This is a genomic window from Rugamonas sp. GW822-FHT03B10 (assembly GCF_058801745.1).
In genome coordinates, this window is the sequence record NZ_JBXANP010000005.1 from 273,065 (window position 1) to 292,937 (window position 19,873).

Genomic DNA, 19,873 nt, shown 5'->3' on the forward strand with positions numbered 1-19,873 from the left:
CCGAACGCAATACAGCGGAAACCGGGGTCAGGTCATGAAATTGCGCATCTTGCGTGATGTCATGACCTGACCCCGGTTTCAGTTGTCGAGTGGCGTGAAGGCTGCGCCGGGCAGCACGATGGTGGCGCGGAAGCCGCCTTCGGGGTGGTTGTCCAGCACGAGTTCGCCGCCATGCGCTTGCACGATGCCGCGCGCGATGCCGAGGCCCAGGCCCATGCCGCTGCTGTTTTGCTGGCGTCCGTGTTCGAGCCGCACGTACGGCTCGGCCAGACCTTCGATCGCCTCGGGCGGCACGCCGGGCCCGTGGTCGCGGATCACGATGGCGATGTTGGCGCCGCGCGGCTCCACGGCCAGTTCCACCTGCTTGCCGTAATGCAGGGCGTTGTTGAGCAGGTTGCCGATGGCGCGCTTGAGCGCCAGCGGCTTGGCCGCCACGCTCAGCCCGGAGGCGGTGAACGATACCTGGTGGCCGGCCAGTTGCGCGTCGCGCACCATGCGGCCCAGCAAGGCGTCGAGCCGGATCTCGGTCGGGTTCTCGTGGATGTCGCTATCTTTGACAGTCTGCAGCGCGCCTTTGACCATCATCTCCAGCTCGTCCAGATCCTCGTGGAACTCGTCGCGCAACTGCTCGTCGTCGAGCAATTCCGTGCGCAACTTCAGGCGCATGATGGGCGTGCGCAGGTCATGCGAGATGGACACGAACAGCCGCTCGCGGTCGGCGATGTAGCGGTTGATGCGCTCGCGCATGGCGCTGAACGCGCGCACCGTGTTGACGAATTCGCGGCTGCCCGTTTCCGGCAGGGCCGGCATGCGCTCGCCGTTGCCGAAGGCGGTGGCCGCTTCCGACAGGGCCGCCAGCGGCCGCGTGGTCCAGCGCACCACGAGGATGCACAGCAGCAGCACGGCGCCCAGCGACAGCGCCTGCAGCAGCACGCGGTCGCGCGTGAGCGGGTTGCCGCTGTCGAGGAAGTAGGGATTGGGCATCAGCGTGGCCAGGTACAACCAGTTGCCCGGCCCCATCTCGGCCTGGATCAGCAGGATGGGCGCCGGCGCCGGCTTGGTCAGCACCACGTTCTGCACCCAGCCTTCGGGCATGTCGTTGAGGGTGGTGCCGTCGTCGCTGACGGGCAGATGGTCGGGCCAGCCGAAATCGATGCGCAGCTTGCTCAGGTTGGGCACGTCCTCCTTGAGCGTTGCGCGCACCTGGGCCTTGGCCACCTCGGCCAGCGCCTGTTCGCCGATGCCGGGAATGTCCACCGGCGCATGGTTGACGTTGACGAGGAAACGCGTGCCGCCCATCTCGCGGAATTGCTGGATGATCAGCGGGCGGTAATTGGCCGGCAGGCTGAGGAAGAAGCGCACCACCTTGGAGGCGCTGTGGGCCAGGTGCTGGGTGGCTGTGCGCACCTCCACTTCCGCCTCCGCGTGGCGCTGGGTGGCCCACAGCCAGTTGCCGGCCAACTGGGTCAGCAGCACGCCGGCCACCATCACCACCACCAGCCGTCCCAGCAGCGACGGCGGCAGGATGCGCGCCAGCCAGCGCCCCGGCCGCAGCTTAGACATTGCTGACCGTAACGTCGGCTGAGAACACATAACCGGCGCCGCGCACGGTCTTGATCAGCAGCGGCTGGCGGCCGCCATCGTTCAGGCGCAGGCGCAACCGGCTGATCTGCACGTCCAGGAAACGGTCCATGGGGCCGGCGTCGCGGCCGCGCGTCTCCTCGCACAGCACGTTGCGGTCGAGGATGTCGCCCGCGTGTTCGACGAAGTATTTGAGCAGCTGGAAATCCAGTCCCGTCAGCGGCACGTGCTCGCCGTTGGGGCCGGTGACGGTGCGCTCCACGGTGTCGAGCGTGTAGCCGACGAAGCGGTAGAAGCGCGGCGCGGCCACGTTGTCCATGCCGGTGCGGCGGTGGATGGCCTTGATGCGCGCCAGCAGTTCGCGCGGGCTGTAGGGCTTGGAGATGTAGTCGTCGGCGCCCAGTTCCAGCCCCACCACGCGGTCGGTCTCGTCCGAGCTGGCGGTGAGCATGATGATGGGCACGTTCGAGCGGCGCCGCACCATCTTGCACAGCGCGAAACCGTCCATGTCGGGCAGCATCACGTCCAGGATCACCAGCGACAACTCGTCGGCGTAGCGGTTGAACTCGGCCGTGAAGGTTTCGCCGTTGTGGGCCAGGCCCACGTCGTACTGGTTCTTCTCCAGGTAGGTCTTGAGCAGGGTGCGGGTCTTTTGGTCGTCGTCGACTATCAGTATCTTACGCATGGTGTTGCCTAGTGTGTCTTGGTGTAGGTGCGCGCGATGGCGGCCAGCCGGCGCTGGATGTCGGCCACCGTCACGCCGTCGTCGAGGAAGTAACGGTGCAGCTCGGCCACCATGGCGTCGCGCACGATCTCGTCGGTGGCCATGCGGTGCACCAGGCTGGGGATCTGGGCCGCGGGGCCGCTGGAGAACAGCTTGTAGGAGGCGCGCGCGCAACTGTCCATCTTCGCCAGCGCGGGATTGCGCAGCACGGGAATCGAACCCTTGATCTGATTGTAGTCGTTCTGCAGCGACGGCGTCATGATCAGGGCGGCCAGCTTCTCCTGGGCCGGCCGGTGCGGCTCCGGCGTGGCCAGCATGCTCAGGGTGTCGATGTTGTACAGGTGGTAGGCGGCCGTGCCGGGCACGACGGCGCAGCCGAAGCCGTCGTCCACGGCCAGGCCGCGCGCGACCAGCTCGCCCTTGGCCCAGTCGCCCATCACCAGCATGGCCGCGTTGCCGTCGGCCAGCTCGCGGGTGGCGTCGTCCCAGGTGCGCTCGGGCACCGGCTGGTCCATCCACTTCTTCAGGTGACGCAGGCGCGTGAGCGCGCTGGCCAGTTTCGGGTCGGCGTAGGCGGCCGCGTCGCGGCGCTGGAACAGGGCGCGGTAGAACTCGGCGCCCTCGGACAGCACCAGCGTCTCGAACAGCGTGGCCACCTGCCACGGTTCGCTGCTCTGGGCCAGCGGCACCACCCCGCCCTGCTGCAGCACGGCGGCCGCGCGCTCGAACTCGGCCCAGGTGGTCGGCGGATTCAGCTTGAACTGGCTGAACAGCCTGCGGTTGTAGAACAGGGTGTTGATGCGGTGGATGCCCAGCGGCGCGGCGTAGACATGGCCGTCCGACTTGATGGCGGCGGCCACGGTCGGCTGCAGCAGCTTGTCCCACTTGCCGGCGGCGGCCACGGCGTCGAGGTCCAGCAACAGGCCGAGCCGGGCCCAGTCGCGGATCACGATGCCGTTCACCTGCGCCACCTCCGGCGCGTCCTTGGCCAGCATGCGGCTGCGCAGCACGATGCCGGCGCCCACGCCGGAGCCGTTGGGGATCATGCCGTCGCGCCAGGCGATGCCTTCATCGTTGAGGCGCGCGGCCACCAGGTCGACGGCCTTGCGTTCGCTGGCCGACTTCCACCAATGCAGTACTTGCAGGCCGTCCGCCTGCGCGCCGCCCCATGCCACCAGGCATGCAAGCGGCAGCAGCCGGCGCAGCGTTTTCACCATGTCTCCTCACTCCAGCGACGGTCCACCTCGTCGGATGGCCCTGTTCTTCTTTATCACGGCAACATGCGGGCCATGTTGCCGCTGAGACTATACCTTAAGTCCCGCCACAAACGTTGGTAAGCATGTTCAGCATTTTGCAAGAAAGCGTATGGAATTGTTGCGTTTTGTTGCAGCCGGGCGCAGGCCGCCGCGCGGGCCGCCGCGCCCGCCACAGCAGCCGGAACGGCCGCCGCGCGCCCCCGCCCATTGTAAAGAAATGTAAGCGCCGGCCATCGCCAAAAAACACACAAAGGCAATTAAATCAAACACTTAATAATATTGCAGAGCGTGAAAAGTGTCTGAGTAGCATCACATTGGGGCCGATGTTACTGTGCATTTGCCGTAGCAAAAAACTACAACATCCACCGCAACAGCAACACAGTGTGGCAGATACGCCGGCATGGAACGAGAGATACCGCGGCAGAAATGCCGACGCATCCGGGTCCGCACTGACAACCAAGAGGAGACTGTCGTAATGAAACATACCGTCCTGAAAACCCTCCCGGCCATGCTGGCCCTGGCCCTGGCCAGCGGCGTCGCCCACGCCGACGCCTTCAACGACACGGAGGGCTTCCACGGTTACCTGCGCGCCGGCTCCGGCGCCAGCTCGACCCACGGCCCGCAAAGCTGCTTCGGCCTGGGCGGCCCCACCCAAAGCTATCGCCTGGGCAACGAGTGCGACAGCTACACCGAATTCGGCTACACCCACGAGCTGGCCAAGTCCGAGAACGGCGCCAGCTTCGTCGGCACCCTGTGGGTCGACGCCTACAAGAACAGCTCCGACTTCGGCAACGCCCCGCTGAACATGGCCAAGGCCTATGTGGAAGCGCGCAACCTGCCGTTCATGAACGGCGGCACGGTCTGGGTCGGCAAGCGTTACTACTACCGTCCTGACATCCACATGCTGGACATGCAGTTCATCAACATGAACGGCACCGGCGGCGGTCTGGACAAGATCAACCTGGGCCCAGGCAAGATCAGCTACGCCGTGTTCAAGGACAACGACCAGAACCAGTACGACCCCAACCTGTCGACCGTCGTCAACACCCCGGCCGCGATCCGCCAGAACCTGGTGTACGAAGGCCTGCCCGTCAACGCCGGCGGCACGCTGGACGCGGCCGTGACCATCATCACCTCCCAGGGCAAGGGCACGCAGGACCACAACGGCTGGAACGCCTCGCTGTTCCACAAGCAAGCCGGCACCTTCGGCGGCGGCAACACCTTCGGCGTGCAGTACGGCGTCGGCCCCGGCACCGGCATCGGCGGTCCATGCTGCGCCCGCATCGGTTCCTCGGGCAGCACCACGCTTGGCTCCGACGTGACCCGCGTGCGCGTGTTCGACGACCTGTGGATCCAGCCGACCAAACAGTTCAGCGCCGAGATGGTGGCCCTGTGGCAGAAGGACAAGTCCGACGCCAACGGCAGCACCACCTGGACCACGGCCGGTATCCGTCCCGTGTACGCCTTCGCGCAAAACTTCAAGCTGCAGGCCGAACTGGGCGTGACCGGTCTGAAGTCGGGCACCACCGGCGAGACGGCGCGCCTGACCAAGCTGACCATCGCCCCGACCATCACCGTGGGCGAAGGCTTCTGGCAGCGTCCTGAACTGCGCGCCTACTTCACGTACGGCAAGTGGAACAAGGAGGCGACGGCCCTGGTCAACGCGGCCAACAATTCCGGCCCCGTGTACGGCAACGGCACCAGCGGTTCGTCGATCGGCCTGCAGATGGAAGCCTGGTGGTAATCAGTCAGGCACTGCGCGGCCCGGCATCGCGCCAGCCCGCAGCCCTGCTTCACCCGTAGTCTAAGCCGCGCGTCCGGCACCCCGCCAGCGTTGCAGGTGCCGGCGCGCAATCGTGATAAATTAATAAAGTTACATCAATCCACATACGGAGACATATAACATGACCCTCAAACCTCTCGTTCAAGCCGCCCTGCTGCTGTCCGCCGTCGCCGCCTCCGCCGCCATGGCCGCACCCCAGGTCGAAGTGCTGCACTACTGGACTTCCGGTGGCGAAGCGAAATCGATCGCCGAACTGAAGAAGATGATGGAAGCCAAAGGCGTGGCGTGGAAGGACTTCGCCGTGGCCGGCGGCGCTGGCGAGAACGCCACCACCGCCCTGAAGGCGCGCGTGATCGCCGGCAGCGCCCCCACCGCCGCCCAGATCAAGGGCCCATCGATCCAGGAATGGGGCCAGGAAGGCGTGCTGGCCAACATCGACGCGGCCGCCACCGAAGGCAAGTGGGATAGCCTGCTGCCGTCCGTCGTCACCAAGGTGATGAAGTACCAGGGTCATTATGTCGCCGTGCCGGTCAACGTGCACCGCGTGAACTGGCTGTGGGTCAATCCGGCCGTGCTGGCCAAGGCCGGCGCCAAGGCACCGACCAACTTCGACGAGTTCTTCGCCGCCGCCGACAAGATCAAGAAGGCCGGCATGGTGGCCGTGGCCCACGGTGGCCAGCCTTGGCAGGACACCACCGTGTTCGAGTCCGTGGTGCTGGGCGTGGGCGGCGCCGCGTTCTACGACAAGGCGCTGGTCAAGCTGGACCAGGCCGCGCTGACCAGCCCCACCATGGTCAAGTCGTTCGAGACGCTGGGCAAGATCAAGACCTACATCGACAAGGACGCCGCCGGCCGCGACTGGAACCTGGCCACGGCCATGGTCATCAACGGCAAGGCCGGCATGCAGTTCATGGGCGACTGGGCCAAGGGCGAATTCACGGCCGCCGGCAAGGTGCCGGGCAAGGACTTCCTGTGCCTGCCAGCGCCGGGCACCGAGAAGTCGTACACCTTCAACATCGACTCGCTGGCCATGTTCAAGGTCAAGAGCGCCGAGGAACAGAAGGCCCAGCTGACCCTGGCCAACGCCGTGATGAGCCCCGAGTTCCAGGAGGTGTTCAACCTGAACAAGGGTTCGATCCCGGTCCGCTCCGGCGTCTCGCGCGCCAAGTTCGACTCGTGCGCCATCCGTTCGATGGACGACATGGCCGCCAGCAGCAAGGCCGGCACGCTTGAGCCGAGCATGGCCCACGGCATGGCGATCGACTCGGCCAAGGCCGGCGCGATCCAGGACGTGATCGCCAAGTTCATGAACTCGTCGATGACGCCGCAGGCCGCCGTGCAAGCGCTGGCCAAGGCCGCCAAGACGAAGTAAGGCTGCAACCGAGGGCGACTTCGAATCCTCCGCCGATTCGAGGTTTCCCTAAGACTGAAGCTGTAATGCTGTAACGCTGTCGCGCGGACCGTCGTCCGCGCGCAGAGGCCGCGGCCGCCGCGCTCCCGCCCCCTGGAGCGCGGGCCGGCCGCCCCCCTCGCCCTGGAGAACCCCATGTCCGCTACAACCGCAACCCCGGCCAGCCCGGCCGCCGCCAGCGCGGCCCGCGCCCCGGCCCGCGCCAGCCGCTTCGCCGGCCTGGCCGACACCTGGCTACCGCGCCTGGTGCTGTCGCCCACCATCATCGCCTCGCTCGTGTTCGTGTACGGCTTCATCGGCCTGACGGCCTGGCTGTCGCTGACCAACTCGCACATGATGCCCAATTACGAGTACGCCGGCTTCGGCCAGTACTCCACCCTGTTCGAGATCGACCGCTGGTGGACCGCCGCCGCCAATCTCGGCATCTTCGGCGGCCTGTTCATCCTGGTCTGCCTGGCCATCGGCCTGACGCTGGCCATCCTGCTCGATCAGCGCATCCGCCATGAGGGCGCGCTGCGCGCCATCTACCTGTACCCGATGGCGCTGTCGTTCATCGTCACCGGCGCGGCCTGGAAGTGGATCCTCAACCCCGGCCTGGGCCTGGAGAAGATGATGCACGACTGGGGCTTCGCCAACTTCACCTTCGACTGGCTGGTCAATTCCGACATGTCGATCTACACCGTGGTGATCGCCGGCGTGTGGCAGTCGTCCGGCTTCGTCATGGCCCTGTTCCTGGCGGGTTTGCGCGGCGTCGACGACGCCATCATCAAGGCCGCCATGGTCGATGGCGCCAGCCTGCCCACGATTTACCGGCGCATTGTCATCCCCTCCCTGCGTCCGGTCTTTTTCAGCGTGCTGCTGGTGCTCGCGCACATCGCCATCAAGAGCTTCGACCTGGTGATGGCGCTGACCGCCGGCGGCCCCGGCACCTCCTCGGACGTGCCGGCCATCTTCATGTACCAGTTCTCGTTCACCCGGGGCCAGCTGGGCCTGGGCGCGGCGTCGGCCATGATGATGCTGGCCACTGTGCTGGCCGTGCTGGTGCCGCTGATGTACATGGAAACCAAAGGAGCGCGCAATGGACGCTAATCTGAACATCGAAGGCGGCCGCGTGACGGTCGGCCGCGTCGCCATCTACACCCTGCTGGTGCTGGTGGCCCTGTACTACCTGGCGCCGCTGTACGTGATGCTGACCACCTCGTTCAAGACGCTGGACCAGATCCGCTCCGGCAACCTGCTGGCCTTCCCGCTGCACCCGACCACGGCGGCCTGGGGCAAGGCCTGGGACAGCGCCTGCACCGGCGTGAGCTGCGGCGGCCTGCAGCCGTACTTCTGGAACTCGGTGCGCATGGTGATCCCGGCCGTGCTGATCTCCAGCCTGATCGGTTCGCTGAACGGCTACGTGCTGGCGCACTGGCGCTTCCGTGGCTCGAACGTGGTGTTCACGGCCCTGATGGTCGGCTGCTTCATCCCGTTCCAGGTGGTGATCCTGCCGATGGCGCGCCTGCTGGGCATGGCCGAACTGGCCAACACCACCAGCGGCCTGGTGGTGGTGCACATCATCTACGGCATCGCCTTCACCACCCTGTTCTTCCGCAACTACTACGTGTCGGTGCCCGATGAACTGGTGAACGCGGCCCGCATCGACGGCGCCGGCTTCTTCACCATCTACCGCCGCATCATCTTCCCGCTGTCGCTGCCCATCTTCATGGTCTGCTTCATCTGGCAGTTCACGCAGATCTGGAACGACTTCCTGTTCGGCGTGGTGTTCGGCGGTTCGGACGCGCAGCCGGTGACGGTGGCGCTCAACAACCTGGTCAACACCTCCACCGGCGTGACCGAGTACAACGTCAACATGGCCGCCGCCATCATCGCCGCGCTGCCCACCCTGGTGCTGTACATGGTGGCGGGCAAATACTTCGTGCGCGGCCTGACGGCCGGCGCGGTCAAGGGCTAACACACAATTCGGCGCCGGCATCGTGGCCGGCGCCTTCAGGAGACATCAGCATGGCTAGCTTATCCATTCGTAACGTGCGCAAGGTTTATCCGAACGGCGCAGAAATCCTCAAGGGCATCGATCTGGAGATCGAGGACGGTCAGTTCCTGATCCTGGTGGGCGGCTCCGGCTGCGGCAAATCCACCCTGCTCAACATGATCGCGGGGCTGGAAACCATCTCGCAGGGCGAGATCCGCATCGGCGACCGCGTGGTCAACAACATCCCGCCCAAGTCGCGCGACATCGCCATGGTGTTCCAGTCGTACGCGCTGTACCCGACCATGGCGGTGCGCGAGAACATCTCGTTCGGCCTGGGCATCCGCAAGGTGCCCAAGGACGAGCAGGACAAGATCGTCAACCGCGTGGCCGACACGCTGCAGATGGCCCACCTGCTCGACCGCAAGCCGGCCATGCTGTCGGGCGGCCAGCGCCAGCGCGTGGCCATGGGCCGCGCCATCGCCCGCGACCCGTCGCTGTTCCTGTTCGACGAGCCGCTGTCGAACCTGGACGCCAAGCTGCGCGTGGAGATGCGCGCCGAGATCAAGCTGCTGCACCAGCGCCTCGGTTCGACCATCGTCTACGTGACCCACGACCAGATCGAGGCCATGACGCTGGGCGACCGCATCGCCGTCATGCGCGATGGCGTGGTGCAGCAGTTCGGCAGCCCGCAGGACATCTACGACCGTCCCGACAACCTGTACGTGGCCGGCTTCATCGGCTCGCCGTCGATGAACTTCCTGCGCGGGAAACTGGTGCAGGACGGCGCCAACACCGCGTTCGCGCTGGAGCACGCCGGCCAGACCACGCTGCTGCCGGTGCCCGGCACCGTGCTGCCCAAGCACGCGGGCCGCGAGATCATCCTCGGCATCCGCCCCGAGCACGTGACGGACGCCATCAGCGCCCGCCGCGCCACCAGCGCCGACGCCTACCACCCGACGGAGGTGGAATGCCTGGTCGAGATGACGGAGCCGACCGGCCCGGACACGCTGGTGTTCGCCTGGTTCAACGGCATCCGCGCCACCTGCCGCACGCACCCGCGCGCGGAGGCCACGGCCGGCCTGCACACCAAGCTGGCGTTCGACCTGTCGAAAGCCGTGTTCTTCGACCCGACGTCGGAACAGCGCGTCGACCTGGGCCAGTAAGCAAGCAACCACGCCCCCCACGGCCGCCGCCCCCTGCGGCGGCCGGTTTCCCCTCCCCGTTTTCCCTGGCCGCTGCAGCGCGGGGAGTCGCCGCACCCACATAAAAGACGCGGGCCACGACCGGCGTCATGGAGACCTGACATGAAGCTCAACGATATCAAGATCGGCTACCGCCTGATGCTGGGCTTCGGCCTGATGCTGGTGCTGATGGCCGGCATGACCACCATCGCCGCGCTGGCCTCGCGCCAGGCCGGCGCCGGCCTGACGCAATCGGTCAACGCCAGCAACGCCAAGTCCGCGCTGGTGGCGGCCATGCGCCAGAACCTGTTCCACCAGGGGCTGGCGGCCCGCAACATCGGCGCCACGGCCGACCTCAATCAGATGCAGAAGGAGATGGCCAACATCGGCCTCGAACAGCAGCGCTACCGCGACAACGAAGCCAGGCTGGCCGCGCTGGGCTTGAATCCGGCCGAACGCGCCATCGTGGACCAGATGCACGGCTACGAACAAACCAGCCTGCCCTACTTCAAGGAGGCGCAGGAATACGTGGCCGGCTTCAACGCGGGCCAGGCGCTCAAGGTGCTGACCACGCAGGTGGCGCCGCTGCAGGACAAATGGCTTGCCGGCCTGGACCAGCTGGCGGCCCTGCAGAACCAGGGCATCGGCGCCGGCATCACCCGCTTCAAGGACGACAGCGCGCACGCCACCGTCGTCATGGCGCTGATCTGCGCCGTGGCCATGACGCTGGCCGTGGTGGTGGCGCTGCGCCTGAGCCGCAGCATCACCGGCCCGCTGCGGCAGGCGCTGGAGCTGGCCACGCGCGTGGCCGGCGGCGACCTGACCCAGCGCGTGACCGTGGGCGCGCAGGACGAAACGGGCCAGCTGCTGCGCGCGCTGGCAAGCATGAACGACAGCCTGGCCGCCACCGTGGGCGCGGTGCGCACCAGCACCGAGTCGATCACGGTAGCCTCGCGCGAAATCGCCAGCGGCAACGCCGACCTCTCCGCGCGCACCGAGGCGCAGGCCAGCGCACTCGAACAAACGGCCAGCTCGATGGAGGAATTGACCGGCACCGTGCGCCAGAACGCCCAGCACGCGCAGCAGGCCAACCAGCTGGCCGTGTCGGCATCGGCGGTGGCCGCGCAAGGGGGCCAGATCGTGGCCGACGTGGTGCAGACCATGGCGACCATCAAGGCCAGCTCCTACCAGATCGTCGACATCATCGGCGTGATCGACTCGATCGCGTTCCAGACCAACATCCTCGCGCTCAACGCGGCGGTGGAGGCGGCGCGCGCCGGCGAGCAGGGACGCGGCTTCGCCGTGGTGGCCTCCGAGGTGCGCAACCTGGCCCAGCGCAGTGCCGGCGCGGCCAAGGAAATCAAGACCCTGATCGGCAATTCGGTGGAACAGGTGGACGCCGGCGGTAAACTGGTCGACTCGGCCGGACAGACCATGGAGCGTATCGTGACCGCCGTGCAGCAGGTGGCCGACTTCATGCACGACATCACGGCCGCCAGCCAGGAGCAGAGCGTGGGCATCGAGGAAGTGAACCGCGCCGTGGGCCAGATGGATAACATGACCCAGCAGAACGCGGCCCTGGTCGAACAGGCTGCGGCGGCGGCCGAGAGTATGCAGGAGCAGGCCAACCACCTGGCACAGGCCGTGGGCATCTTCAAGCTGGGCGCGCAGGATGGGCCGGCCCGCGCCCTGCCCTCGACGCGCGATGCAATAGTAGGGTACCTCGCAAAATCACCAGTTCGTCGTTCCCGCGCAGGCGGGAACGACGGCGACACATCCACCGACCAGACCACTTGAACGACACCATGACGACCACACCCAACTTCCGCTCCCGCGCCACGCTGCTCGCACATATCCAGCACACCATGCGCTTCTACGAGCCGCGCTGCGTGGACGGCAGCGGCGGCTTCTACCACTACTTCAAGGATGACGGCACCGTGTACAACGCACACAGCCGCCATCTGGTCAGCAGCACGCGCTTCGTGTTCAATTACGCGATGGCGTTCCGCCACTTCCAGCAACCGATCTACCTCGAGCGCGTGCGCCACGGCCTCGCCTTCCTGCGCGGCGCGCACCGCGACGCGGTCACGGGCGGCTATGCGTGGGAGCTGGACTGGCGCGACGGCAAAGCCAGCGTCACGGACGGCACCAATCACTGCTACGGTCTCGCCTTCGTGCTGCTGGCTTATTCACAGGCGCTGATGGCTGGCGTGAGCGAAGCACGCGACTGGATCGCCGAAACCTATGCGCTGATGGAGCAACGCTTCTGGCTGCCGGAGCACGGTCTGTATGCCGACGAAGCCAGCGCCGACTGGTCGCAGCTGGCGCCGTATCGCGGCCAGAACGCCAACATGCACAGCTGCGAAGCGCTGCTGACGGCGTTCGAGGCGACCGGCGAACTGCGCTACCTGCACCGGGCCGAAACGCTGGCGCGCAACATCACCGTGCGGCAGGCGGCGCTGGCCGATGACCTGATCTGGGAACACTACCACCAGGACTGGTCGGTGGACGGCGATTACAACCGCCACGACAAGACCAACATCTTCCGTCCCTGGGGCTACCAGCCCGGCCATCTGACGGAATGGGCCAAGCTGCTGCTGATACTGGAGCGCCACGCCGTGCGGCTGGCCGGCCCGTCCGACTGGCTGCTGCCGCGCGCCCGCGCCCTGTTCGACCAGGCGCTGGCCAAGGCCTGGGATGGCGAACATGGCGGCATCTGCTACGGTTTCGCGCCGGACGGCGGCATCTGCGACAGCGACAAATACTTCTGGGTGCAGGCCGAGAGCCTGGCCGCCGCCGCGCTGCTGGCCACGCGCACCGGCGATCCGGTCTACTGGGACTGGTATGAGCGGCTGTGGCAGTACAGCTGGACGCACATGATCGACCACCAGCATGGCGCCTGGTATCGCCTGCTCAGCGCCGACAACCGCAAGCGCAGCGACGAGAAAAGCCCGGCCGGCAAAACGGACTACCACACCATGGGCGCGTGCTACGAAGTGCTGAACGTGCTGGCGGACTAGCCGCCAGCTTCCCTGCCGGCGATGGCGCCAGCGGCGGCGGCGGCGCCATCGCGCATTACATCAAGCTGCGCGGCGGCGACGCGCCACCACGCCCATCAACGCCAGGCCGCCCAGCAGCATGCCATAGGTTTCAGGTTCCGGCACGGCGGTGGTGATGTTCAGGCCGCCCGAATAGCTGGCCGACGGGCCAGCCCAGCCGCGCACGGTCAGCACCAGCGGGCCGCTGAAGCCCGTGTCGAACAGGTGGGCGCCGCTGACAAACTGGCCGTCGGCGATGTCCAGCTGCTTGCCGTTCAGGCTCACTTCCTGGAAGCGGATGTGCTGCGATTCGCTGCCGTAGAAATTCACCACCCCGCCATTGGCCATGAAATTGCCGTTCAGCGTGGGCGAGAACGTGTAGGTGTCGCTGAAAAAATTGCCGTCGATGGGCTCGGGCAGGCTCAGGTTGAAGCTGCCCGTCCATTCGTTCGGTTGGTAAGGCGATTGCAGCAACGACACCGTGTAGTCGCGGGCCATGGCGGAGCCGGTGGCGGCGCCAGCCAGCAGCAGTGCGAGCAAGGTCGATTTCATAGGATTCCCTTCAGTTGTGGAGTTGGCGGCGCCGGCGCGCGGCCGGGCCGGATCTGCATGGCGGGCCTGCGATGGGCCCGCCGATCAAGAAGAATAGTAATTTGTTATCATTTCCTGCAAAATAGTCTATTTGGACTGATTTGTGGCCCGGCACTTGTGGCGCCGGGCACGCTGGGCTGTAATAACGATATGAACCATTGCTTCCTTTTGATCGACGATCACGCCCTGTTCCGGGCCGGACTGCGCATGACGCTGGAGAGCGCCCACCCCGGCGTGCCGCTGCTTGAAGCGGCCACGCTCGACGAGGCCGTCCACGCGCGGCGCGACGCGCCCGCCCCCACCGTGGTGCTGCTAGACCTGCAACTACCCGGTCTGAACGGCATGGACGGCATGACCCTGATCCGGCACAAATGGCCCGACTGCGCCATCGTCGTGTTGTCAGCCGACGACAGTCCCGACACGGCGCGCCGCGCGCTCGAACTCGGCGCGCTGCGCTACATCTCCAAGGGCGAGCCGGCGGCCAGCATCCTCGACGGCATCGCCGCCGTGATGCGGGCCGAGCCGGGTGCGCTGACCGCGTCGGCCCCGCGCACCGCCGCGCCGCGCCTGACGCCGCGCCAGTGCGAAGTGCTGGACCTGCTGTGCCAGGGCATGTCGAACAAGCTGATCGGCCGGCGCCTGAACCTGTCGGAGAACACCGTGCGCGGCCATGTGCAGGCGCTGCTGGCCCTGCTGCAGGTGGTGAGCCGGGCCGAGGCGGCCTACGCGGCCCGCAGCCGGGGGCTGGTTGGCTAGGCCGGGCGCGGCGCGGCGCGCCGAGGGTCTGATCCGGGCCGAACAGATGCGCCTGCTGCTGGGCAATATGGGCAGCTCGCTGCTGCCCACGATCGCGGTGGCGTCGCTGCTGCTGTACACGCTGGCCACGCCGGCCAACGCGCTGGGGCTGCGGCTGTGGTGCGCGGCCGTCATCGGCTCCAAAGTGTTCGGCTGCTGGGACGCGCGCCGCATCCTGCGCGGCCGCATCGGCCCATGGCGCGCCTACCGGCTCGAACGCTGGATGATGCTGGTGAGCGCCATCGACGGCGCGGCCTGGGGCGCGCTGACCTGGACCGGCTTCGATCCGGCGTCCACCGCCAACAGCATCCTGGTGGTGGCCGTGTTGTCCGGCATCGTCGGCAACGCCATGTCGATGCTGTCGCCCGTGCTGAGCGTGTTCGCCATCTTTTGCGTGTTCGAGCTGGGCGCGCTCGCGCTCAGGGCGTGGTCGCTCGATGACTTGCCGTTCCGGACCCTGAGCCTGGCCGTCGTGGTCTATTTCTTCAGCCTGCTCAGCCAGGGACGCAACAGCGCCCGCGCCGCGCGCGCCGCCATCCAGCTGAGCTTCGACAACATCGACCTGATCCGGCAACTGCGGGTCGAGAGCGACAAGACACGGCAAGCGCTGCACGCGGCCGAACAGGCCAACCTGGCCAAGTCGCGCTTCCTGGCCGCCGCCAGCCACGACCTGCGCCAGCCGATCCACGCGCAGGGCTTGTTCCTGGAAGTGCTGGCGCGCTCGCCGCTCAACGACAACCAGCGCACGGTGCTGGCCAGCGCACGCGCCGCGTCCGAAGCGTCGGCCGACATGCTGCATACGCTGCTCGACTTTTCGCGCATCGAGGCCGGCGTGATCGAACCGCAGATCGAAGCGTTCGCGCTGCAGCCGCTGCTGGCCAAGCTGGAAAGCGAACTGGCGCCGCAGGCGAACGCCAAGGGCCTGGTGTACCGCACGCGCGACAGCGGCCTCGCGCTGCGCACGGACCGGGGTTTGCTGGAACTGATCGTGCGCAATCTGGTGACGAACGCCGTGCGCTACACGGAGCAAGGCGGCGTGCTGGTCGCATGCCGCCGGCGCGGCGGCCACGCCGTGCTGGAAGTGTGGGACAGCGGCATCGGCATCGCCGCCGAGCAGCAGGAGGAAGTGTTCCGCGAATTCCACCAGCTCGGCAATCCCGAGCGCGACCGGCAGAAAGGCCTGGGTCTGGGCCTGTCGATCGCGCGCGGCCTGGCGCAGTTGCTGGGCCACGAATTGACGGTGGCGTCGCGTCCCGGGCGCGGCAGCGTGTTCCGGCTGGCCGTGCCGCTGGCGGCCATGCCGGCGCTGTCGTCCTCGCCCGCGCCGCTGGCATTGGACGCGCTCACGCGGCGCGCCCTGCCGCTGCGCGTGCTGGTGATCGACGACGACGCCATCGTGCGCGTCAGCATGCAGCAATTGCTGACCGGGTGGGGCTGCGACTGCCAGGTGGCGGACGGCATCGAGGCGGCGCTCGCGCTGGCGAGCGCGTGGCGGCCCGACATGATCATCAGCGACTACCGGCTGCGCGAGCAGCGCACGGGCGCGGAAGCCATCGCCATGCTGCGCGCGCAAGCGGGCGCCGCGATCCCCGCCCTGCTGATCACGGGCGACACGGCCCCCGCCCGCCTGCGCGAGGCGCGCGCCAGCGGCGTGCCGCTGCTGCACAAGCCGACCTCGCCCGAACAGCTGTACCACGCCATGGAGCAAGCCTGCGCCAGCCGGGGTCACGCCAACCGGAGTCAGGTCCAACAATCCGATACGGCCTCATCCGATGCCCTGGACTATGGCTGAGTTTGGGATGCGATGTTGGCCCTGACTTTGCGTGCTTAGTCCGGTAGAAAATCCGGCGAAAATACTACTTCGACCGGCCACGGGCATTGCTCCGGAAAATCATCGCATTTCGTTTCGCGCTGCGCCAAATTGCGGGCGCGGCGATACACGTAGGCATACCAATCGGGATCTGGCAACAGCCGACGCAAGCTAGGGCTATCCGCCAATACCTCTTCAATGCAATAGCGCTGTTCCGTGATCGTGCTGAACCAACCGTTTCCCCGCAATCGAGGCTGGTACCGCCACTTCAACAGATGGGCCAGGAGGATCGCGCAACGGTGCCGCAGTTCCCGTTTCTCACTCGTACTCACTGCCGCAATCTCCTCGGCGATATGTTCAGCATCGATCTGCGAGAGACGCCCCGCCTTCAGCAGCGCCACCTGTTCTTCCGCCCAGGCGACCACGTCCGTTTCATACGCTGTGTCCATGGCTAGCTCCTCCTTCACAGATCGTTAGAACCAGGCCGGGCTCGAAAGTTCCGTGACTGGCCAGCGCGACAAATGCTTGATTACTCAACAATTTCCAGTAAATTGATGCAAAATTGCCGCAACCGATGGCAAAGCGACCACATTTATTTTGATAGTGCTACACTGGTCGATGTCTTTTCATTGATTGAGAGGCTCCCCCATGAACCAGATGTCGAGGCGTCAGTTCCTGAAGGTGACTGGCGCGACCCTGGCCGGATCGAGCATCGCGCTGCTGGGGTTCGCCCCGGCCACCGCGCTGGCCGAAGTCCGGCAATACAAGCTGGCGCGCAGCACCGAGACCCGCAACACCTGCCCCTACTGCTCGGTGGGCTGCGGCATCCTGATGTACGGACTGGGGGACGGCGCCAAGAACGCCACGGCCCGCATCATCCACATCGAGGGCGACGCCGACCACCCCGTCAACCGCGGCACGCTGTGCCCGAAAGGCGCCAGCCTGATCGACTTCATCCACAGCCCCAACCGGCTGCAGGTGCCCGAGTACCGGGCGCCCGGCGCCACCGAGTGGAGTCCGATCGCGTGGGACGACGCGCTCAACCGCATCGCCAAGCTGATGAAGGCCGACCGCGACGCCAACTTCATCGAGAAGAGCGCGGACGGCAAGACCGTCAACCGCTGGCTGTCCACCGGCATGCTGTGCGCCTCGGCCTCCACCAACGAGGTGGGCTACCTGACGCACAAGACCATGCGCAGCCTGGGCATGCTGGCCTTCGATAATCAGGCGCGTGTATGACATGGTCCGACGGTGGCAGGTCTTGCCCCGACGTTTGGCCGTGGCGCGATGACGAATCACTGGGTCGACATCAAGAACGCCGATGTGATCCTGGTCATGGGCGGCAATGCCGCCGAAGCCCACCCCTGTGGCTTTAAATGGGTGACGGAAGCGAAGGCGCACCGCGGCGCCAAGCTGATCGTGGTCGACCCGCGCTTCACCCGCACCGCCTCGGTGGCCGATCATTACGTGGCCACCCGCACCGGCTCGGACATCGTGTTCCTGGGCGCGATCATCAACTACCTGCTCGCCAACGACAAGATCCAGCACGAGTACGTGCGCAACTACACGGACCTGCCGTTCATCGTGCGCGAGGACTTCGCCCTCAACGACGGCCTCTATTCGGGCTACGACGACAAGACCGGCAAGTACGCGGACAAGAGCAGCTGGAACTATGAACTGGGCGCGGATGGCTACGCCAAAATCGACCCCACGCTCGAACATCCACGCTGCGTCTACCAGCTGCTGAAGAAGCACTACGCGCGCTACACGCCGGAGATGGTGCAGAAGGCGTGCGGCGTGGCGCCCGACAAATTCAAGCTGGTGGCCGAGGCGCTGGCGTCGACGGCCGTGCCGGGCCGCGCCGCCACCATCCTGTACGCGCTGGGCTGGACCCAGCATTCGACGGGCGCGCAGACGCTGCGCTGCGGCGCCATGGTGCAGCTCTTGCTGGGCAACATAGGCATCGCCGGCGGCGGCATGAACGCGCTGCGCGGCCACTCCAACATCCAGGGCTTGACCGACCTGGGGCTGATGACCAACCTGCTGCCCGGCTACATGACGCTGCCCGGCGAGGCCGAGCAGGACTTCGACGCCTTCATCAACCAGCGCGCGCTCAAGCCGCTGCGCCCCAACCAGCTCAGTTACTGGAGCAATTACCGCAAATTCCACGTCAGCCTGATGAAGGCGTGGTGGGGCGACGCGGCCACCGAGGAGAACAAGTTCGCCTTCGACTACCTGCCCAAGCTGGACAAGCCCTACGACATGATGCAGGCGTTCGAGCTTATGCATCAGGGGAAGATGAACGGCTACATCTGCCAGGGCTTCAACATCCTCGCCTCGGCGCCGGACAAGCAGAAGATCACGGAGGCGCTGTCGAAGCTCAAGTTCCTGGTCGTGATGGACCCGCTGGCCGTGGAGACGGCCGAATTCTGGCGGCCGTTCGGCGCCTTCCATGAAGTCGATCCGGCCAAGATCCAGACCGAGGTGTTCCGCCTGCCCACCACCTGCTTCGCCGAGGAGCGCGGTTCGCTGGTCAGCTCCTCGCGCGTGCTGCAGTGGCACTGGCAAGGCGCGGAAGGGCCGGGCCAGACCCGCAGCGACCTGGAGATCATGTCCGGCATCTTCCTGCGCATGAAGAAGATGTACCAGACCGAAGGCGGCAGATATCCCGATCCCATCGTCAACCTGACCTGGCCTTACGCGCAGCCGTACAGCCCCACGCCGGAGGAACTGGCGATGGAGTACAACGGCAAGGCGCTCAAGGAACTGACCGATCCCAAGGACGCCACCAAGGTGCTGGTGAAGAAAGGCGAACAGTTGGCCGGCTTCGCGCAGTTGCGCGACGACGGCTCCACGGCCTGCGGCTGCTGGATCTTCTCCGGCGCATGGACGGCGGCCGGCAACCAGATGGGCCGGCGCGACAACGCCGATCCGTCCGGCATCGGCCAGACGCTGAACTGGGCCTGGGCCTGGCCGGCCAACCGCCGCGTGCTGTACAACCGCGCCTCGTGCGACAGCAAGGGCAAGCCGTTCGATCCCACCCGCAAGCTGGTGGGCTGGAACGGCGCCAACTGGGGCGGCGTGGACGTGCCGGACTTCAAGCTCGACGAGCCGCCCGAGAACGGCATGGGCCCGTTCATCATGCTGCAGGAAGGCGTGGCCCGCTTCTTCTGCCGCGCCGGCATGAACGAGGGCCCGTTCCCCGAGCACTACGAGCCGTTCGAAACGCCGGTCGGCCACAACCCGCTGCACCCGTCCAACGCGCGCGCCACCAGCAACCCGGCGGCCCGCATGTTCCCGTCGGACCGGGCCAAGCTGGGCACGGCGGCCGAGTTCCCGCACGTGGCCACCAGCTACCGGCTCACCGAGCATTTCCACTACTGGACCAAGCATGCGCGGCTCAACGCCATCATCCAGCCGGAACAGTTCGTGGAGATCGGCGAAGACCTGGCGGCGGAAATCGGCGTGACCAATGGCGGCACCGTCAAGGTCAGCTCCAAGCGCGGCCACATCGTGGCCAAGGCGGTGGTCACCAAGCGCATCAAGGCGCTCACCATCGAGGGCAAGAAGACCCATACCGTGGGCCTGCCGATCCACTTCGGCTTCAAGGGCGTGACCAAGCCGGGCTATCTGATCAACACGCTCACGCCCACCGTCGGCGACGGCAATTCCCAGACCCCGGAATACAAGTCGTTCCTGGTCAAGGTGGAAAAAGCATGAGCGCGCGA

Annotated in this window: 15 protein-coding genes; 10 read left to right on the forward strand and 5 right to left on the reverse strand. The window is 66.5% G+C overall.

Going from position 1 to position 19,873, the window contains the following annotated elements:
* Positions 1 to 78 precede the first annotated feature (78 nt).
* From AC1RQG_RS11115 to AC1RQG_RS11125, 3 genes are read right to left on the reverse strand one after another with little or no spacing between them, the layout of a single operon-like run.
* Entirely contained in the window at positions 79 to 1,563 is a 1,485-nt protein-coding gene (locus AC1RQG_RS11115) for an ATP-binding protein (RefSeq protein ID WP_493131219.1), read from the reverse strand.
* On the reverse strand, positions 1,556 to 2,266 hold the full coding sequence (locus AC1RQG_RS11120; protein ID WP_493131221.1) for a response regulator: 711 nt from the start codon (positions 2,264 to 2,266) through the stop codon (positions 1,556 to 1,558). The genes AC1RQG_RS11115 and AC1RQG_RS11120 overlap by 8 nt, the downstream gene beginning before the upstream one ends.
* Positions 2,267 to 2,274: 8 nt before the next feature.
* A complete protein-coding gene (locus AC1RQG_RS11125; protein ID WP_493131223.1) occupies positions 2,275 to 3,522 on the reverse strand; it encodes an ABC transporter substrate-binding protein in 1,248 nt (415 codons plus the stop codon).
* A gap of 514 nt (positions 3,523 to 4,036) precedes the next feature.
* Here AC1RQG_RS11125 and AC1RQG_RS11130 point away from each other — a divergent pair.
* From AC1RQG_RS11130 to AC1RQG_RS11160, 7 genes are all read left to right on the forward strand, one after another.
* Entirely contained in the window at positions 4,037 to 5,305 is a 1,269-nt protein-coding gene (locus tag AC1RQG_RS11130) for a maltoporin (protein WP_493131225.1), read from the forward strand.
* A gap of 160 nt (positions 5,306 to 5,465) precedes the next feature.
* On the forward strand, positions 5,466 to 6,716 hold the full coding sequence (locus tag AC1RQG_RS11135; RefSeq protein ID WP_493131227.1) for an ABC transporter substrate-binding protein: 1,251 nt from the start codon (positions 5,466 to 5,468) through the stop codon (positions 6,714 to 6,716).
* Between the two features lie 174 nt (positions 6,717 to 6,890).
* Positions 6,891 to 7,844: a carbohydrate ABC transporter permease gene (locus AC1RQG_RS11140; protein ID WP_493131228.1), complete on the forward strand. Its 954-nt coding sequence runs from the start codon at positions 6,891 to 6,893 to the stop codon at positions 7,842 to 7,844.
* On the forward strand, positions 7,834 to 8,712 hold the full coding sequence (locus tag AC1RQG_RS11145) for a carbohydrate ABC transporter permease (protein ID WP_493131230.1): 879 nt from the start codon (positions 7,834 to 7,836) through the stop codon (positions 8,710 to 8,712). Before AC1RQG_RS11140 ends, AC1RQG_RS11145 begins: the two co-directional genes overlap by 11 nt.
* A gap of 50 nt (positions 8,713 to 8,762) precedes the next feature.
* Complete coding sequence (locus tag AC1RQG_RS11150; protein ID WP_493131232.1) at positions 8,763 to 9,893, forward strand: ABC transporter ATP-binding protein; 1,131 nt, start codon at positions 8,763 to 8,765, stop codon at positions 9,891 to 9,893.
* 141 nt (positions 9,894 to 10,034) lie between these two features.
* Positions 10,035 to 11,708, forward strand: a complete 1,674-nt coding sequence (locus AC1RQG_RS11155; protein ID WP_493131234.1) for a methyl-accepting chemotaxis protein — start codon at positions 10,035 to 10,037, stop codon at positions 11,706 to 11,708.
* A gap of 8 nt (positions 11,709 to 11,716) precedes the next feature.
* Positions 11,717 to 12,931 (forward strand): AGE family epimerase/isomerase, encoded by a 1,215-nt coding sequence (locus AC1RQG_RS11160; RefSeq protein ID WP_493131236.1) that lies wholly within the window; start codon positions 11,717 to 11,719, stop codon positions 12,929 to 12,931.
* Between the two features lie 60 nt (positions 12,932 to 12,991).
* Here AC1RQG_RS11160 and AC1RQG_RS11165 read toward each other — a convergent pair whose 3' ends face one another.
* Entirely contained in the window at positions 12,992 to 13,501 is a 510-nt protein-coding gene (locus AC1RQG_RS11165; protein WP_493131238.1) for an FxDxF family PEP-CTERM protein, read from the reverse strand.
* A gap of 207 nt (positions 13,502 to 13,708) precedes the next feature.
* Between AC1RQG_RS11165 and AC1RQG_RS11170 the strand changes: the two genes are divergently transcribed.
* Positions 13,709 to 14,296 carry a response regulator gene (locus AC1RQG_RS11170; RefSeq protein WP_493131240.1) on the forward strand — a complete coding sequence of 196 codons (588 nt, stop codon included), beginning with the start codon at positions 13,709 to 13,711 and terminating at the stop codon, positions 14,294 to 14,296.
* Entirely contained in the window at positions 14,289 to 16,127 is a 1,839-nt protein-coding gene (locus AC1RQG_RS11175; RefSeq protein ID WP_493131242.1) for an ATP-binding response regulator, read from the forward strand. The genes AC1RQG_RS11170 and AC1RQG_RS11175 overlap by 8 nt, the downstream gene beginning before the upstream one ends.
* 35 nt (positions 16,128 to 16,162) lie before the next feature.
* On the opposite strand, the gene AC1RQG_RS11180 is transcribed toward AC1RQG_RS11175, so the two are convergent.
* Positions 16,163 to 16,594 (reverse strand): DUF29 domain-containing protein, encoded by a 432-nt coding sequence (locus AC1RQG_RS11180; protein ID WP_493131243.1) that lies wholly within the window; start codon positions 16,592 to 16,594, stop codon positions 16,163 to 16,165.
* Positions 16,595 to 16,793: 199 nt separating this feature from the next.
* Here AC1RQG_RS11180 and fdnG point away from each other — a divergent pair, with 199 nt between their 5' ends.
* Complete coding sequence (gene fdnG / locus AC1RQG_RS11185) at positions 16,794 to 19,865, forward strand: formate dehydrogenase-N subunit alpha (protein ID WP_493131245.1); 3,072 nt, start codon at positions 16,794 to 16,796, stop codon at positions 19,863 to 19,865.
* Positions 19,866 to 19,873 lie beyond the last annotated feature (8 nt).